This window comes from Dietzia sp. UBA5065, assembly GCA_002415925.1.
Lineage (GTDB): Bacteria > Actinomycetota > Actinomycetes > Mycobacteriales > Mycobacteriaceae > Dietzia.
Window position 1 is genome coordinate 11,237 of sequence record DIAZ01000085.1, and the last position, 15,871, is coordinate 27,107.

At 73.1% G+C, this 15,871-nt stretch carries 17 protein-coding genes; 8 read left to right on the top strand and 9 right to left on the bottom strand.

Going from position 1 to position 15,871, the window contains the following annotated elements; genetic code table 11:
• Nucleotides 1-151 precede the first annotated feature (151 nt).
• Together B4M60_RS06455 and B4M60_RS06460 are read right to left on the bottom strand one after the other, a co-directional pair.
• Complete coding sequence (locus B4M60_RS06455) at nucleotides 152-628, bottom strand: SRPBCC family protein (protein ID WP_291081391.1); 477 nt, start codon at nucleotides 626-628, stop codon at nucleotides 152-154.
• Between the two features lie 70 nt (nucleotides 629-698).
• On the bottom strand, nucleotides 699-893 hold the full coding sequence (locus B4M60_RS06460; protein ID WP_291081393.1) for a hypothetical protein: 195 nt from the start codon (nucleotides 891-893) through the stop codon (nucleotides 699-701).
• A gap of 124 nt (nucleotides 894-1,017) precedes the next feature.
• Here B4M60_RS06460 and B4M60_RS06465 point away from each other — a divergent pair, with 124 nt between their 5' ends.
• From B4M60_RS06465 to B4M60_RS06480, 4 genes are all read left to right on the top strand, one after another.
• On the top strand, nucleotides 1,018-1,317 hold the full coding sequence (locus B4M60_RS06465) for an EthD family reductase (protein WP_291081395.1): 300 nt from the start codon (nucleotides 1,018-1,020) through the stop codon (nucleotides 1,315-1,317).
• 280 nt (nucleotides 1,318-1,597) lie between these two features.
• The gene (locus tag B4M60_RS06470; RefSeq protein ID WP_291081397.1) at nucleotides 1,598-2,422 is read left to right on the top strand and encodes an aspartate dehydrogenase domain-containing protein; all 825 of its coding nucleotides are present in this window, start codon (nucleotides 1,598-1,600) and stop codon (nucleotides 2,420-2,422) included.
• 32 nt (nucleotides 2,423-2,454) lie between these two features.
• Complete coding sequence (locus B4M60_RS06475; RefSeq protein WP_291081399.1) at nucleotides 2,455-2,721, top strand: hypothetical protein; 267 nt, start codon at nucleotides 2,455-2,457, stop codon at nucleotides 2,719-2,721.
• Between the two features lie 3 nt (nucleotides 2,722-2,724).
• Nucleotides 2,725-3,936 carry an FAD-dependent oxidoreductase gene (locus B4M60_RS06480; protein ID WP_291081401.1) on the top strand — a complete coding sequence of 404 codons (1,212 nt, stop codon included), beginning with the start codon at nucleotides 2,725-2,727 and terminating at the stop codon, nucleotides 3,934-3,936.
• Here the strand turns inward: B4M60_RS06480 and B4M60_RS06485 are convergent.
• From B4M60_RS06485 to B4M60_RS06495, 3 genes are read right to left on the bottom strand one after another with little or no spacing between them, the layout of a single operon-like run.
• Nucleotides 3,903-4,607, bottom strand: coding sequence for a TetR/AcrR family transcriptional regulator (locus B4M60_RS06485; RefSeq protein WP_291081402.1), 705 nt, complete (start codon nucleotides 4,605-4,607; stop codon nucleotides 3,903-3,905). The two genes, B4M60_RS06480 and B4M60_RS06485, sit on opposite strands and share 34 nt — an antisense overlap.
• 19 nt (nucleotides 4,608-4,626) lie before the next feature.
• Nucleotides 4,627-5,547: an ABC transporter permease gene (locus B4M60_RS06490; protein ID WP_291081404.1), complete on the bottom strand. Its 921-nt coding sequence runs from the start codon at nucleotides 5,545-5,547 to the stop codon at nucleotides 4,627-4,629.
• Nucleotides 5,540-6,658, bottom strand: coding sequence for an ABC transporter permease (locus tag B4M60_RS06495; protein ID WP_291081406.1), 1,119 nt, complete (start codon nucleotides 6,656-6,658; stop codon nucleotides 5,540-5,542). Before B4M60_RS06495 ends, B4M60_RS06490 begins: the two co-directional genes overlap by 8 nt.
• 259 nt (nucleotides 6,659-6,917) lie before the next feature.
• Here B4M60_RS06495 and B4M60_RS06500 point away from each other — a divergent pair, with 259 nt between their 5' ends.
• From B4M60_RS06500 to B4M60_RS06510, 3 genes are read left to right on the top strand one after another with little or no spacing between them, the layout of a single operon-like run.
• Complete coding sequence (locus B4M60_RS06500) at nucleotides 6,918-7,892, top strand: ABC transporter ATP-binding protein (RefSeq protein WP_291081408.1); 975 nt, start codon at nucleotides 6,918-6,920, stop codon at nucleotides 7,890-7,892.
• Nucleotides 7,889-8,935 carry an ABC transporter ATP-binding protein gene (locus B4M60_RS06505; protein WP_291081410.1) on the top strand — a complete coding sequence of 349 codons (1,047 nt, stop codon included), beginning with the start codon at nucleotides 7,889-7,891 and terminating at the stop codon, nucleotides 8,933-8,935. The genes B4M60_RS06500 and B4M60_RS06505 overlap by 4 nt, the downstream gene beginning before the upstream one ends.
• Nucleotides 8,932-10,536 carry an ABC transporter substrate-binding protein gene (locus tag B4M60_RS06510; RefSeq protein WP_291081412.1) on the top strand — a complete coding sequence of 535 codons (1,605 nt, stop codon included), beginning with the start codon at nucleotides 8,932-8,934 and terminating at the stop codon, nucleotides 10,534-10,536. Before B4M60_RS06505 ends, B4M60_RS06510 begins: the two co-directional genes overlap by 4 nt.
• Nucleotides 10,537-10,621: 85 nt before the next feature.
• Here B4M60_RS06510 and B4M60_RS06515 read toward each other — a convergent pair whose 3' ends face one another.
• The 4 genes from B4M60_RS06515 to B4M60_RS06530 form a co-directional block, all read right to left on the bottom strand.
• Complete coding sequence (locus tag B4M60_RS06515) at nucleotides 10,622-11,992, bottom strand: NAD-dependent succinate-semialdehyde dehydrogenase (RefSeq protein ID WP_291081414.1); 1,371 nt, start codon at nucleotides 11,990-11,992, stop codon at nucleotides 10,622-10,624.
• Nucleotides 11,993-12,082: 90 nt separating this feature from the next.
• Entirely contained in the window at nucleotides 12,083-13,564 is a 1,482-nt protein-coding gene (locus tag B4M60_RS06520) for an amidase (RefSeq protein ID WP_291081416.1), read from the bottom strand.
• A 39-nt stretch (nucleotides 13,565-13,603) separates the two neighbouring features.
• Nucleotides 13,604-14,404, bottom strand: a complete 801-nt coding sequence (locus B4M60_RS06525; RefSeq protein WP_291081418.1) for an SDR family NAD(P)-dependent oxidoreductase — start codon at nucleotides 14,402-14,404, stop codon at nucleotides 13,604-13,606.
• A gap of 43 nt (nucleotides 14,405-14,447) precedes the next feature.
• Nucleotides 14,448-14,921 carry a nuclear transport factor 2 family protein gene (locus B4M60_RS06530; RefSeq protein WP_291081420.1) on the bottom strand — a complete coding sequence of 158 codons (474 nt, stop codon included), beginning with the start codon at nucleotides 14,919-14,921 and terminating at the stop codon, nucleotides 14,448-14,450.
• A gap of 76 nt (nucleotides 14,922-14,997) precedes the next feature.
• On the opposite strand from B4M60_RS06530, the gene B4M60_RS06535 reads away from it, so the two are divergent.
• Nucleotides 14,998-15,750: a TetR/AcrR family transcriptional regulator gene (locus B4M60_RS06535; protein WP_291081422.1), complete on the top strand. Its 753-nt coding sequence runs from the start codon at nucleotides 14,998-15,000 to the stop codon at nucleotides 15,748-15,750.
• The last annotated feature ends 121 nt before the right edge of the window (nucleotides 15,751-15,871 follow it).

Sequence of the window (15,871 nt, forward strand, 5' to 3'; positions counted from 1 at the left end):
CCGTGGCGCTGGGTGCGGGACGAGTTCCGCGCCCTCGACGACCGGCGGCTGCTGGGGTTGACCTTCGTCGGCGGCCGGTGGTCGCGAATCGCCGCGGCCCCGCTGCTGCTCACGCGCGGCTAGGTCGCGGCTAAGGCGGGCTGAGTCGCGGCTAGGGCGCGGGCTCGTACCTGGCGGCCAATCCGGACAGCGTCCTGGTGATCCCGGCGGCGTTCTGATCCGCCACCCCGACGAGCTCGAAGACCTTCCCGAGCTTGGACGGGCGGTTGTCGAAGACCTCGGTCACCTCGGTCGTGTCGGCGGTGATCGGGGTGAACTCCCAGCGCCAGCGGTGGCCCGCCGGGTGCGCCCATTCCACGACCTTGAGCTCGGGGGTGTCCACGTGCTCGGTCACCGTGGAGGTGATGCGGTACGGGACCCCGTACATGCGCATCCCGGTGGTGAACTTGGCCCCCTTCGAGAGGGCGGTCGGCCCCTTGACGGTGTCGCGGACCGTTCCGGACCCGTCGAGGAGCCCGTGCTTGCGGGGGTCGTTGACGAGCGCGAACAGCTCCTCGGCCGGGGCGTTGACGGTCACGCGGCGGGCGACGACGCCGGGTCCGCGATCGACGGTGGTCACTGCGGTCATGGGTGGAGGTGTCCTCTCGACGGTCGTGCAAGGCGGTGTACGGGTCGAGTATGACGGTGCCGCGGGGCCGTCAGTGCGCCGATCGCCGTTCCACGTCCCGCCACAACTCGGCGACGCTCCCGATGACCACCCCGACCCCCGCACCCATGACCACCCAGGTGGCCAGGCCCGGGGGGCCGGCGAGGGCGAGGCCGAGGACGGTGCCGACGCCGGCCCCGTAGATGAGCCCCATTCCGACCAGCGGTCCCGCCGCGTGTGACCTCATGCGTCCGACGGTAGTCCTCGAGCGCAATGGCCGGACCCGCCACCCCAGACGGCGATGTGCGGCACCATCGCGACTGCGACACCGTCCGGTCGACCCGACCGGGCTCCCCTCGAAAGGACCCACCTTGATCACGCTCACCGTCCTCTACGGAACCCCCGATGACGTCGAGAAGTTCGACGCCTACTACTCGGAGACGCACATCCCCCTGGCCCGTGCGGTGCCGGGTCTCGACGACGTCAGGGTCACGCGTTTCCTGCCCGGCCCCGACGGCTCCGCCGCGGAGTACCACCTGATGGCCCAGCTGTCCTTCGCCGACGCCGATGCGATGGGAGCGGCCATGTCCACCGACGAGGGCCAGGCCCTGGCGGCGGACGTCGCGAACCTCGGCGTGACTCCCAAGATGCTCGTGGGCTCCACCGAGTAGCAGCCCGACCCGCCCCCGGCTCGCGCCGAAACCCCGCCGTGCGCGGAAACCCCGGCTTGCGCTGAAACCCCGCCATGCGCGGAAACCCCGGCTTGCGCTAGCAGAATGGTCCATTCGCCCAGCTCAAGCCGGGGTTTTCCGTACCGAGAGCCAGCGCAACCCGGGGGCTCGAGCGGGGGGCGCAACCGGGGGCGCAACCGGGGGCGAGAGCCGGGGGCCGCGAACCGGGTCGGCCCAACGACGGCCTGCGGCCCGCGGCCGTGGGTACGGTGAGCCCACCATGCCCCCGCCACCGTCCCCCTCCCGAGCCGGCCCCCTGGCGGTCGCCGTGTTCGGCGCAGGCGCGATCGGCGGCGCGGTGGCGCAGGCCCTCCGCCGCGGCGACGTCCCCCGCGCGCGGCTGAGCGCGGTGCTGCGCTCGAGCAGCACGCCCGCGGAGGTCGGCGCGGCCATCGCCGCCGCCGACGTGGTGGTCGAGGCCGCCGGGGTCGCCGCCGCCGAGGAGCTCATCCCGCGCGTCACCGGGGCGGGCACGGACGTGATCGTCTGCTCGTGCGGCGTGTTCGCCCGATACCGCGACCCGGGCGACCTCGTGGGGACCGGCACCGGCCGCGTCCTGGTCCCCGCCGGCGCCGTGGGCGGGCTGGACGTCCTCGCGGCGGCGGCCCGGGCCGGGACCGACGGCGCCACCCTCCGCCACGTCACCACCAAGAGCCCGTCGGCCCTCGGCGTCGACGGTCCGCTCGAGGGTCCCCGCGAGGTCTTCCGGGGCTCCGCGCGCGAGGCGGCGCTCGACTTTCCCCTCACCTCCAACGCGTCGGTCGCGCTGGCCCTGGCGACCCTCGGGCTGGACCGCACCGAGGTGGTCGTGGTGGCCGATCCCGAGGTGCGGCGCACCCGCCACGTGGTGGAGTGGCGGTCCCCGGTCGGCAGCTACCACCTGCGCTTCGAGAACTCCCTCGACCCCGATTCCGGCGGCCGGACGTCGGCGATCACCGCGTGGTCGGTGGCCGGGGTCCTGGCCGCGATGAGCGCGGGGGTCGGCCCCGGCGTGGTGGTCGTGGGCGCGGCCGGACCGGTGGAAGGTCGCACCGCCGGGGCCTAGCGTGTGGACCCCGACGACCCGAGAGGTGTCCCATGACGCACGCACGACCGTCCGATCCCGACCCCGCCGGCAGCCCGGACCTCGACGGCGGCGGCTCGCCGATCGGCCCGCAGACCCCCGACTCCGACTCGACCTCCATGCAGTCCGACAGCGGGCCGCGCACGCTCAGCCCGACCGAGCGTCAGAGCCCGACCCGGAAGAACTCCAGCGTGGGGCCGGTGGTGTGGATCGTCGTCATCGCCGTCGTCGTCCTCCTCCTCGTGGCCGGACTCGTGGGCTACCTCGTCGAGATCGGCTGAACGGTGTCCACCGCGTTCGACACCGCGTTCGACACCGTGATCGTCGGCGGCGGCAACGCCGGCGTCTCCCTGGCGGCGCGCCTGCGCCGGGACGGCCTGGAGGGCATCGCGCTGATCGACCCGAGCCCGGTCCACCGCTACCGGCCGATGCTCAACTACGCCGCGGCCGGCGCGGCGCGGATGGGCCGGTACGAGCGGTCGATGCACAGCGTCGTCCCCGACGGGGTCGAGTACCTCCCGTACGCGGCGACGGCGGTGGACCCCGGCGCCCGGACCGTCACGATCGACCCGCGCGGCACCGGCGGGCCCGGCGGCTCCGACACCGTCGGCTACCGCTCCCTGGTGCTGTGCCCCGGCCTCGTGCCGCGCTGGGACGCGATCCCCGGCCTGGACGAGGCCTACCGGGACGGCTGGGCGGTCTCGGCGCACGTCCCCGAATACGCCGGTCGCGCGTGCGCCGCGCTGGTCCGCGAGCGCGAGGGGACCGTGGTGTTCTCGATCCCGCCCGAGCCCGCGTCGTGCGGCGGCACCGTGCTCAAGGCGGCGTTCCTGGCGTGCGATTCGTGGCGACGGGCGGGGGTGCTCGACCGCATCGACGTGCACCTGGTGACCCCGTTCCGCGGGCTGCTCGGCCTGGAACCGGCGGACTCCCGGCTGCGGCCGTTCGTCGACGAGTACGGCATCACGGTCCACGAGCGGTCCCGGGTCTCCGCGGTGGATCACCGCGCCCGCACCGTCCGGCTGGACGGCCCGGGCACCGCGGCGATCGCCCACGTGGACCTGGCCTACGTCCCCCCGCCGAGCCGCGCGCCGCGGTTCGTGGCCGAGTCCGGATTGTCCGACGGGGGCCACGCCGGGCTCGTCGGGGTGGACCCCGGGACCCTGCGCCACACCCGCGCCGACTCGGTGTGGGGCCTGGGCGACGCGGCGACCGTGGGCACCCGCCCGTCGGGCGGCGCCCTGCGCGCGCAGGTCGGGGTGGTGGCCGACGACCTGCGCGCGGGGGGAGCGTCCGCACCATACGACGGCTACACGGTCATCCCGATCGCGGTGAGCCGTGACCGGCTGATGCTGGCCGAGCACGACCGGGACGGGCTGCCCGCCCCGACGGTCCGCGGGCTCGACCTGACCGTGCCGCGGCGCGCGACCTACGCGTTCGACCGGTACGTGCTCCCGGTGGTCTACTTCCGCAGGCTGCTGCGCGGGCGGGTCTGATCCGCCGGCCCGCGCAGCGCGGCCTCGATCATGACGTACAGGTGCGCCACCACCTGCTCGAAATCCGCGTTGACCACGGCGTTGCCGGCGTCCCGGCGGTCCTCGTACACGGCCAGCGCCCCGGTGAACATCTGGGTGGCCAGGTCGATGCGCTCAAAGGCGACCCGCCGCGGGAGGTGTGAGAGCACGTCGATCAGGCGCACCACCACGTCGTCCATGGCGGTCCGCAGCTTGGCCTCCGGGATCCCGGGAGCCATGACCGGCCCCACCCGCTGCAGGAAGCGCGCGTAGTGCCTGGCGTCGGGCTGGGAGCGGAGGAGGTCGACGATCGGCTCGAAGAGCACCCACACGAGCGTGGCCTGATCGGCGCCCAGGCCCTCCTCGTCGATCCTCACCAGCCGCTCCCTGCGGTCCGCGTCGAGCTGCACCAGCCGGCGGCGCAGCACCTGCAGGATGAGCCCGTCCCGGCTGCCGAAGTGGTACTGGACGGCCGAGTTGTTGCGCTGCCCGGCGGCCGTCGCGACGTCGCGCATCGACACCGCGTCCAGGCCCCGCTCGCCGATCAGCCGCTCGGCGATCTCGATCATCGCGGACTTGGGGTCCCTGCTCTCGCCGGACGCCGTCCCACCGGACGCCGTCGCGTCCCGTGCTCCCGCGTTCGTCGTGTCCACCCGGTCCTCCTCGTCCGCGTCAGATCTTGGCCGTGCCGGGGCTCCACTTCCGGCCCGCCGCCTCGCCCAACTGGTTGAGGCTGAGCACGGTCAGGAACAGCACGAACGCCGGGATCCCGACGAGCTGCGGGTCCCGCTGGAAGTTGGACTGCCCGGCACTGATCATGTTGCCCCATGTCGGTTCCGGCCTCGGAATGCTCAGCCCCAGGTAGCTCAGCGAGGCCTCCGCCACGATGAGCACGGCGATGAGCATGAAGCTGTAGGAGAAGACCGGCTGGACGATGTTCGGGGTGACCTCGCGGAGCATGATCCGCAGCTCCCCGGCCCCGAGCGAGCGGGCCGCGGTGACGAACTCCCGGCCCGCGAAGCCCATCGCGTTGGCCCGCACGAGCCGCGTGTAGGACGGCACCACCATGATCCCCAGCGCCAGCGTGACGTTGGGGAGCGTCGGGTCGAGCACGGTGACGATCGCGATGAGCAGGATGAGCGAGGGGAACGCCAGCAGGGTGTCGGTGAGGATCGAGACGACCCGGTCGGTCCAGCCGCCCCGGTACCCGGCCACCAGCCCGAGCGCGCCGCCGATCAGCGCGCCGACCAGCACCCCGCCGATGCCCACCACCAGCGAGACCCGCGCCCCGTAGAGCAGTCCGCCCAGGATGTCCAGGCCCTGTCCGTCGGTGCCGAGGGGGTGGGCCGAGAAGAGGTCGGGCGGGAGGGTCGACGCTGTCGTCAGCGAGAGGGACGGGTCGCGGGCCTCGCCGAGCGGCAGGAAGTCCACGACGAGCGCGCCCAGCACGATGAGGATCGTCCACGCGAGGGCCAGGGCGGTGCCGAGCCCGGCCAGCCGCGGCAGCCGGGGGCGTCGGCGCCGTGCGGCGGGGTCGGCGGGGGCGGCCGCGGAGTCCGGGGTTGCGGGGCGGGTCGGAGCGATGTCAGCCACGGCGGATCCTCGGGTCGATCAGAGCGTAGGTGACGTCCACGATCATGTTGACCAGGACGTAGAAGACGGCGATCACCAGGACCCCGCCCAGGACCACGGGCAGGTTGTCGTTCTGCACGGCGTCGACGATCATGCTGCCCATGCCGGGGAGGTTGAACAGGCGCTCGACCACCACGGTCCCGCCGATGAGCCGGCCGAGGCTGATCCCGGCGAGCGTGATGATGGAGATGGTCGACGGCCGCAGCGCCTCCGCGACCAGGACGTGGCCGGTGGGCATGCCCTTGGCGCGGGCCGAGAGGACGAAGTCCTGCTGCAGGGTGGCGATCATGTCGGTCCGCAGGACGCGGGTGAAGATCGCCACCTCCATGAGCGCGAGCGTGATCGCCGGCAGCGCGATGCTGCGCAGGTTCTCCCCCAGCCCCTCGGCCAGCGGCGCGTATCCCTGCCGCGGGAACTCGGGCAGGAACAGCGCCGCCAGGGCCAGGACCGCGCCCACGGCGAGCCCGCTGAGCAGGGCCCGGCCCCACATCACCCCGGGCGAACCTCGGTTGCCGCGCCGTCCGATCGGGGACAGGGCCACGAGCAGTCCGATCACCACCGCGGCCCCCAGGATCAGCTGCTGCGCCAGCGAGTGGTTGAACACGAAGAGGTAGATCAGCAGCAGCCCGGCCACGAAGCTGGGCACCGAGATGAACGCGAACGCCACGAGCGAGGCGACCTGGTCGAACACGCCGCCGCGCCGGTAGGCCGACCACACCGCGACGGGCACCGCGATCGCCAGCGACAGGATGATCGACAGGAACGCGAGCTGCATGGTCACGGGCAGCGCGTTGCCGATCATCTCGATCACGGGCTGGTTGGGCGGGATGAGCGAGTTCCCCAGGTCGCCGGACGCCAGCCCGCCGGCCCAGTCGGCGAACCGGCTGGCCACGGGCTCGTCCAGGCCCATCTCCTCCCGGGCCAACTGGTACTGCTCGGCGGTGGCCCCCGGGCCGACAGCCGACGCCGCGGAGTCCCCCGGCACCGCCTCCATGAGGAAGAAGGCGCCGGTCGCGGCGAGGACGACGACGACGAGCGCGTGGAGTGCGCGTTCGCCAATGAACCTGAGCACGTAGGGGACCCTCCGTCTGGGACGCGGACTGTGAGAACACACGGACTGTGACAAACCGCATGAGGCGGTTACTTAAAAGTCTTGACGTGGCCACACTATGCCGTGATACTCGTCACAGCAAGAGGGATTAAGTAGATGACTTAGCCCGGATGACTACCGCCAGGAGGCCAGCATCGCCGCCGCACTGCTCGAGGTCCGGGACCTCCGCACGCACATCGACACGCCCTCCGGTCGGATCACCCCGGTCGACGGTGTCGACATGACCGTGCGCCGCGGCGAGACCATCGGCATCGTCGGCGAGTCCGGTTCCGGCAAGTCGATGCTCGTGCGGTCGATCATGGGGATCGCCCCCACCACCGCCCGGGTGGATCCCACCTCGTCCGTCCGGTTCGACGGCCGGGACGTCCTGAGCCTGTCCCAGCGCGAGGCGCAGGGCTTCTGGGGCCGCGAGATCGCCATGGTCTTCCAGGACCCGCTCACCTCCCTCAACCCCATCCGGACCATCGGGCGCCAGATCACGGACCCGCTGCGGCACCACCTGGGACTGAACCGGCGGGCGGCCGCGGACCGGGCTGTCGAACTGCTCGAGCGGGTCCGGATCCCGTCGCCCCGCAGCCGCCTGGGCGAGTACCCGCACCAGCTCTCGGGCGGCATGCGCCAGCGGGTCGGCATCGCGATCGCGCTGTCCTGCTCGCCCAAGCTGCTGATCGCCGACGAGCCCACCACCGCCCTGGACGTGACGGTGCAGCACGAGATCCTGGACCTGCTGCACGCGCTGCAGGCCGACGGCGACATGGCGATGATCCTCGTGAGCCACGACCTCGCGGTGGTCTCGCAGCACACGGACCGGATCGGGGTCATGTACGCCGGCCGCTTCCTCGAGGTGGGCGACACGCGCGCCCTGCTCGACGAGCCCGCGCACCCGTACACCGGGGCGCTGCTGGACTCCATCCCGCGGCCCGACCTGCCCCCGCACACCATGCTCACCGTGATCGAGGGGCGCCCGCCGGACCTGCGGGCGATGCCGCCGGGATGCCGCTTCGCCCCCAGGTGCCCACGGGTGGCCGAGGACTGCCTCGTCGTCGACCCCCCTCTCGCGGACCTGGACCGCGCCACCGACACCGACCGCGCCACCGACACCGACCCCGGCACCGTCCCCGGTCCGGTCCACCGCGTCGGCTGCCTCCACCCCACCGTCCCCGCCCTCCCCCTGCCCGGCGGTGAGGCGTCATGACCGGCGCGACCCCGGACGTCGCCGCGTCCCCGTCGGAGCCGACCGGCACGGGGCCCGGCCGAGCCCCCGACGCCAGACTCGTCGTGGAGAACGTCACGGTGGAGTACCGGACCCGGAAGGGCACGGTCCACGCCGTCACCGACGTCTCCCTCGACGTCCCCCGCGGCACCACGCTCGCCCTGGTGGGCGAGTCCGGGTGCGGCAAGTCCAGCCTCGGCCGGGCGATGCTCCAGCTCCCCCGCCCCACCTCGGGGCGGGTGATGGTGGACGGCACCGACCTGTGTTCCCTGTCCGGCGCGGCGCTCAAGCGGGCCCGCAAGTCCATCCAGATGGTGTTCCAGGACCCCGTCTCCTCCCTCAACCCGCGCCGCAGGGTCCGGGACATCGTGGCGGAGGGCCTGGAGATCCAGGGCATCGAGGGCGACGGGGCCGAGCTGCGGCGCCGGGTCGACGCCGCGATGGAGGCGGTGGGCCTGGACCCCGCCTCCGCCGGCGACCGGCGACCGGCGGAGTTCTCGGGCGGACAGTGCCAGCGCATCGCCCTGGCCCGGGCCCTGGTGCTCGAGCCGGAGGTGCTGGTGTGCGACGAGCCGGTGTCCGCGCTCGACGTCTCGGTGCAGGCGCAGATCCTCAACCTGCTCGAGGACATGAAGGCGCGGTACCGGCTGACCATGGTGTTCATCTCCCACGACCTGTCGGTGGTGCACAACATCGCCGACCGCGTGGCGGTGATGTACCTGGGCACGGTGTGCGAGGTCGCCGACACCACGGCGCTCTACCGGGCGCCCGCGCACCCGTACACGATGCTGCTCCTCTCGTCGGCCCCCACGCTCGGCGGCACCCTGGCCGACACCCTCGGGGAGACGCCGATCGCCGCCACGAGCTCGGAGCTGCCCTCCCCCCTGAACCCCCCGTCGGGCTGCAGGTTCCGGACCCGGTGCCCCCGGGCCACCGCGATCTGCACGACCGACCGTCCCCAGCTAGTCGACATCGCACCCGGCCATCAGGTCGCGTGTCACCACCCTCTCGAGGAGAACAGATGAACCGCACCACCAGCGCGCTGGCCGTACTCGCGGCCGCGACCCTGACCCTGACCGCGTGTGGCGGAGGCGGGGACGACTCGACCTCCGCCGCCGGCGGCGAGGGCCTGATGCCCGACACCTCCGAGCGGTGCACCGAGGACCGGGCCGGCGGGACGATCACCGTGGGCGAGTACGTCATGCTGCCCACCTTCGCGCCGGGCCAGGGCCAGTACGGCGTGCGGGGCGGCGCCCAGTCGGCGGCCATCTACGACCGGCTGATGGTGTGGAACCCGGTGGCGGAGGTGTTCGAGCCCAAGCTCGCCGAGTCCCTGAAGGCCAACGCGGACAACTCCGTCTGGACCCTCAAGCTGCGCGACGGCGTGACCTTCTCCAACGGTGACCCGCTCACCGCCGAGGACGTCGCCTTCACCCTGGGTCTGCACAAGAACCCGGCCACCCGGTCGGTGGCCATGACCGACGCCATGCAGGTCGCCGAGACCCGGGTGGTGGACCCGCTCACCCTGGAGATCACCCTCGTCAGCCCGTGGGCCGGGTTCCCGGCCATGTTCGCCGGCACCGTCGGTGAGGTCATCCCCAAGAAGGCCTACGAGGCCGCGGATCCGCAGGCGTGGGCGAGCAACCCGATCGGCGCCGGCGCGTTCACACTCGCCAAGTACACGCCCGACCAGGAGGTCGTGCTGGAGCCCAACCCGAACTACTACGGCGGACCGGTCTGCCCGACCCTGCGCTTCATCCGCATCCCCGGCTCCCAGGGCACCTTCGACGCGTTCCAGACCGGCGAGGTCCAGGTCGGCTTCCTGCGCGGCTCGAGCTTCATCCTCGAGGCCAAGGACGCCGGCGTTCGCGGCTTCGAGGAGATCATCAGCTCCGGATCCGTCGTCAACATGAACGCCGGGAAGGCGGGCTACAACGGCGTCCTCACCGACGTCCGGGCCCGCCAGGCCGTCGGCGCCGCCCTGGACCGCGAGCTGTGGAACCAGCGCCTCACCGACGGCATCGGGCAGCCCACCTCCGCCCTCGTGGCCGAGTCCTCGCGTCTGTTCGCCGGCCAGGAGGGGCCGGCCTTCGACATCGAGCAGGCCAAGTCGCTCGTGCAGCAGCTCAAGGCGGACCGCCCGGGCTGGGACGGCAAGCTGTCCCTCCTGATCTCCGACGCACCCGAGAACGTCGACGCCGGCGTGGTGACCAAGGCGCTCCTCGACGCGGCCGGCTTCGACGTGACCATCGAGAACACGCCGATCTCGCAGGTCGCCGCCCGCCAGTTCACCGGCGACTACGAGATCGTGATCAGCGGGCTGTCCACCTCCGACGCCGACCTGGCCTCCGGCTTCGCCAGCGCGATGCTCCCCACCGGCGCGACCAACCTGTCCGGGATCAACGATCCGGAGCTCACCGCGGCGATCGAGGCGTTCAAGGCCGCCCCCGACGTCGACGCCCAGAAGGAGGCGCTCACGCGGCTCCAGGAGGTCTACAACAAGCTCCAGCCGTTCGCCGTGGTGGCCAACGGTGAGCAGTACGTGGCCGTCGCGGACTCGGTCCACGGCCTCACGCCCACGCTGTCCTCGACCGTCCTCTACGACGGCGCCTACCTGGAGAAGTGACCCGGCGTAACCCGCGGGCGCGCTGGTCCGCAGACCACGGCCCCGGGCCCCCGCTCACCGGCGGGGGCCCGGGGCCGTCCCGTTCTCATCTCACCCGGCGCAGCTTGGTGTTGACGAACTCGCCCATCCCCCAGCGGCCCAGCTCCCGGCCGTAGCCGGACGCCTTGACCCCGCCGAAGGGCAGCCCGGCCCGGGTGGTGCCGTGCTCGTTGACGTACACCATCCCGGCCTCGATCCGGTCCGCCACCCGCGCCGCCTCCTCGGGGTCGGTGCCCCAGACGGAGCCGGAGAGCCCGAAGCGGGTGTCGTTGGCGATCCGCAGGGCCTCGTCGAGGTCGGAGTACCGGTAGACCATCGCGACCGGGCCGAAGACCTCCTCGTGGTAGACGTCCATCTCCGGGGTGATGTCGGTGAGGACGGTCGGCTCCATGAAGGCCCCGGGCCGGTCGATCGAGTCGCCGCCCACCCGGAGCTTGGCGCCCTGCTCGACCGCCGTGCGGACCTGCTCGACCACGCCGTCGCGGGCCTCCTCGCTGGACAACGGGCCCATCTCGGTGGTCGGGTCTTCGGCCGGCCCGACCGTGATCGTGGAGTACAGGTCGGTGAGGCCGGTGACGAACTCGTCGTAGATCCCCTCGGGGACGAACATCCGCTTGGGCGAGTTGCACGCCTGCCCCGCGTTGGACAGCCGGGCCCGACCGACGGCGCCGACCAGCCGGTCCACGTCCTCGGTGTCCAGGATGATGAGCGGGTCGGAGCCGCCGAGCTCCAGGACGCTCTTCTTGAGGTTCTTGGCGGCGACCTCGGCCACCGCCGCGCCGGCGGCCTCGCTGCCGGTGAGCGAGACCCCGCGGACGCGGGGATCGGCGATCATCGTCGCCACCTGGCCCGACGAGGCGTAGACGTTGACGTAGGCGTCCTCCGGCAGTCCGGCCTCGCGCTGGATCAGCTCCACCAGCGCCGAGCTCCTGGCGCAGATCGACGCGTGCTTGAGGATCACCGTGTTGCCGGTCATGAGGTTGGGCGCGGCAAACCGGGCGACCTGGTAGTAGGGGTAGTTCCACGGCATCACGCCCACGAGCGGGCCCACCGCCTCGACGCTGACGGTGCTCTCCCTGGCACCGGGCACGTCGAGCGTCTCCGGGCGCAGCAGCGCGGGGCCGTGCTCCGAGTACCAGCGGTAGATCGAGGCGGCCAGCGCCACCTCCCCCTCCGCCTGGCGAAGGGGCTTGCCCATCTCCTCCGAGATCGCGGCGGCCAGCTCGTCGCTGCGGGCCTCGAACCCGCCGGCGATCGCGGCGAGCACCGAGGACCGCTCGGCGGGCGGGGTGGCGCGCCAGTGCGCGAAGCCGTCGGTGACGCGGGCGAGGACCGCGTCGACGTGGTCGTCGTCCAGGCCTGGGTACTCGGCGACGGTCCGGCCGGTGGACGGGTTGTGGGTCCGGTACGTGGTCATGCGGGATCACATCCTGAGGTGTGGTGGCGTGTCCGCGACGGTACGCCCGGTCAGCGGGCCTCGCAGCCGGTCGTCACCGCGGCCCGGCCGTCACCAGCCGTCGAAGCCCGGGGCCACCGTCGACCAGGGCGCCGCCGACTCGAGCTGCCCGGACAGCCGGAGCAGCAGGTCCTCGCGCGCGTAGTCGGCGACCAGTTGCACGCCCACCGGCAGCCCCCGGCGATCGGTGCCCAGCGGCAGGGAGATCGCCGGCTGGCCGGAGAGGTTGAACAGGCTGGTGGCGGCCGAGAACGACGACGACCGGGTCCACATGGACTCGGGGTCCGTCACGTCGAGGAATCCCAGCTCCGGGGTGGTGGCGGGCACGGTCGGCAGCAGCAGCGCGTCGATCCCGGCACCCGCGAACAGCTCCGCCACCCGCCAGCCGGTGCGCTGCGCGGTCTCCAACGCCCGGGACAGCCGCGGCGCGGTCAGGCTCCGGGAGTTGTCGAGGATCCTCAGGGTCCACGGCTCCAGGTCGTCCTCGCGCAGCTCGCGGCCGAGGCGGGCGAGCCGGTCCTCGATCTTCGCGTGCAGCTGCGCGCCCATGATGTCGCCGAGGGCGATCATCGCCTCGATCACGTCGAGGCCCAGCCCGACCTCGATCACCTCGTGCCCGAGCCCGTCCAGCAGCGCGGCGGTGCGGTCCACCGCCGCCGAACAGTCCGGGTCGGTCGGGAACGGCCCTGGCGCCGTGCGCATCACGCCGACCCGCAGCCGCCCGGGATCGATCGCGGCCTCGTCGAGGAACGGTCGCGTGGGGGTCGGGGCCCCGTACGCGTCGCCGGGCACGTGGCCCGCCACCGCGTCCAGCAGCGCCGCACTGTCGCGCACGGTCGTGGTCACCGCGTGGTGATACGAGATCGGGGCCGCCAGCGCCGCCGGGTGGGGCCAGGTGGGCACCCGGCCACGGCTGGGTTTGAGGCCGACCAATCCGCACATGGCGGCCGGGATCCGGATGGATCCGCCGCCGTCCGTGGCGTGCGCGACCGGCACCATCCCCGCGGCGACCGCGGCCGCCGACCCACCGCTCGAGCCGCCGGTGGAGTAGTCGGGGTTCCACGGGTTGCGGCACGACCCGTAGAGCACCGACTCCGTGGTGGTGGACTTGCCCAGCTCGGGCACGTTGGTCGTGCCCAGCACCACCATGCCGGCCGCCCTGTAGCGCTGGACGATCGCGCTGTCCACGGTCGCCACGACGTCGGCGAACAGCCGGGACCCGTCGGTGGCGGGCTGCCCGGCCACGTCGGTGCCCAGGTTCTTGATGACGATCGGCACCCCGCGCAGCGGGCCGTCGGGCAGTCCGGCCTCCACCTCGGCGCGCGCGGCGTCGAACCGGGTCGACACCACGGCGTTGAGCCGGGGGTTCAGGGTCGCGATCCGGTCGATCGCCCGCTCGAGGACCGCGGCGGGGTCGGTGGCCCCGGCGCGGATGTCCGCGGCCAGCGACAGGGCATCGCGCCGCCCCACGGCCGCGGGACGGTCCGTGTCGGCCGGGTTGTGCCTGCTCGAGAGGTCGCGGTGTCCGGTCACGGTGTCGTGGGAACCTTTCGTCTGGCGCGCCGGGTGGGGTCAGCCCCAGCGGGACTGGCCGCCGTCCAGGGGGATTGTCGCGCCGGACAGGTACGAGGCCTCGGCCGAGCAGAGCCAGGCGACGGGGCGGCCGACGTCGACCAGCGGGTCGCCCACGCGCCCCGCGGGGATGCCGGCGACAAACGCGGCGGCCTCCTCCGGGTTGTTCTCCATCCACCAGTCCAGGCCGGGGCTGTGGGCGTGCGGCGCCACGTTGAGCGCCCGGGTCCCCTCGGCGGCCCACTCGTACGCGGCCGCGCGGGTGAGGGCGCGGATGGCCTCCTTGACCGCCGAGTAGACGCCGTAGTTGGCCGCGTCCCAGCGCACCGCGGCGGAGGTGACGAGGTTGATGATGGTGCCGCCGCCGCGCTTGGCCAACTCCGGCCGGGCCAGCTTCATCAGGGAGAAAGTGACGCGGGGCCCGCCCTCGAAGGCCGTGCGGAAGGCGTCGTCCGGGTAGTCCGACAGCGGGAGCGGCATGGCCATGTTGGCGTTGTTGACCAGGATGTCCACCCCGCCCAGGCGCTCGACGGCCGCGGCGATGATCGCCTCGGGAGCGCCGTCGGTGATGATGTCCACCGCCAGGCACTCGGCGGTGCCGCCGGCGGCGCGGATCTCCTCGGCGACGCTCTCCAGCTTGTGGAGCGTGCGCCCGACCAGCAGCACCGCGGCGCCCGACTCGGCCAGCCCCAGGGAGATCCCGCGGCCGACGCCCTGACCGCCTCCCGTGACGATCGCGACCTTGCCGGCCAGTCGGTCGTCGCGCGCGGTGCCGGGGGTCTGCGGGGTGGGCTCACTCATGTGGTTCTCCGGTTCTCGATCGGTGTCGGGCGGTACGGGGGGCTCACTCCGCGGCGGGCGCGAGGTGGTTGTCGGTGAGCTGGAAGCTGGGCACGTCCTTGAGGTCGACCATCGCCTCGTAGGTGCGCTTGTAGCCGGTGCTCGAGATGACCCAGCGGCCGTCGGTCCGCCGGTAGGTGTCCTCGTAGAACGCGCTGCCGAAGATCATCGTGTCGAAGGCCGGGACGATCACGCGGTCCTGCAGGTACCAGCGGCCGGTGGCGGTGTCGCCGTCCACCTCGATCTCCGGGTGGTGGGCCTGATGCTCGGTGATCACGTCATCGGTCATCTGCTCGCGGAGCCCGGCCACCACCTGGTCCCGGCCGGTGTAGGACAGCCGCTTGCCGTACGAGGCGGAGACGTCCTCCGCGAGCGTCCCGGCGAGCTCGTCCCACAGCCGCAGGTCGACGCAGCGCAGGTAGCGGTACTTGAGGGCCTTGATCGCGTCGATGTCGTCGCGGCGGTCGGGTGTGGTCATGGTCGGGCCTTTCGCAGGGAGTGCGCGGGTTCCGCGTCCTCTGCTGCGACTGTAGTCAAGTGTGTACAGTTTGGGAATGGAACGCGGGAACCCCTCCGGGAACGACGACGACGAGGGCGGCCACCCCGACCCGACCCCGCCCGACGCCGCGCCCGCCCGTGCGGCCGACCCCCCGCGAGCCCGCCCGACCGGCCGCGAGGCCGACCCCCCGCGACCCCGCCCGACCGGCCGCGACGAGGTCCGATCCGCGGTCCTGCGCGAGGCCCGGCGGCTGCTGTCCGAGCGGGGGCCCCGCGTTCCCCTGCGCGACATCGCGGACGCCGCCGGGGTGAACCTCGGACTGATCCACCGGCACGTCGGGCGCAAGGACGCCCTGCTCACCACGGTGATGCAGGAGGCCGTGCGCTACGGCGCCACCCGCCTGGAGAACCTCGACGACGCCGGCGAGGCCGTCCGCGGCATGCTGCTCGGCGCCACCGCCCACCCGGAGATCAGCAGGCTCCTGGCGTGGCTGGCCCTCGACCGCGAGGCCGCGTTCCCGCCGATGGTCGACCCCTCCGAGCGCCCGGCCGCGGCCCTGCGGCGCATGACCTCCCCCCCGCCGGCCGGGGACGTGGAGCTGCTCCTGGTCTTCACCGCCGTCTACGGCTGGCCGGTCCTGCGGGGCGCGCTGCTCGACGCCCTGGACATCCCCGAGGAGCGGCGCGAGGGCATCGATGAGCGCCTGGCCGACCTCCTCGCCCGGGTCGTGACGGGGCGGCCCGCCGCCCCCACCGACCCCGCCGACCCCGCCGACCCCACCGACCCCGCCGACCCCGCCGACCCGTGAGTTTGGTCGACGCCCCACCGAGTTTGGTCGACGGGATTCGCGTCGATCCGCCGGAGCACCTGCGCAGCGTCGACCGAACTCAGTGCTCCGGCGACCACGCTGGGGTCGTCGGCTCGGTCGT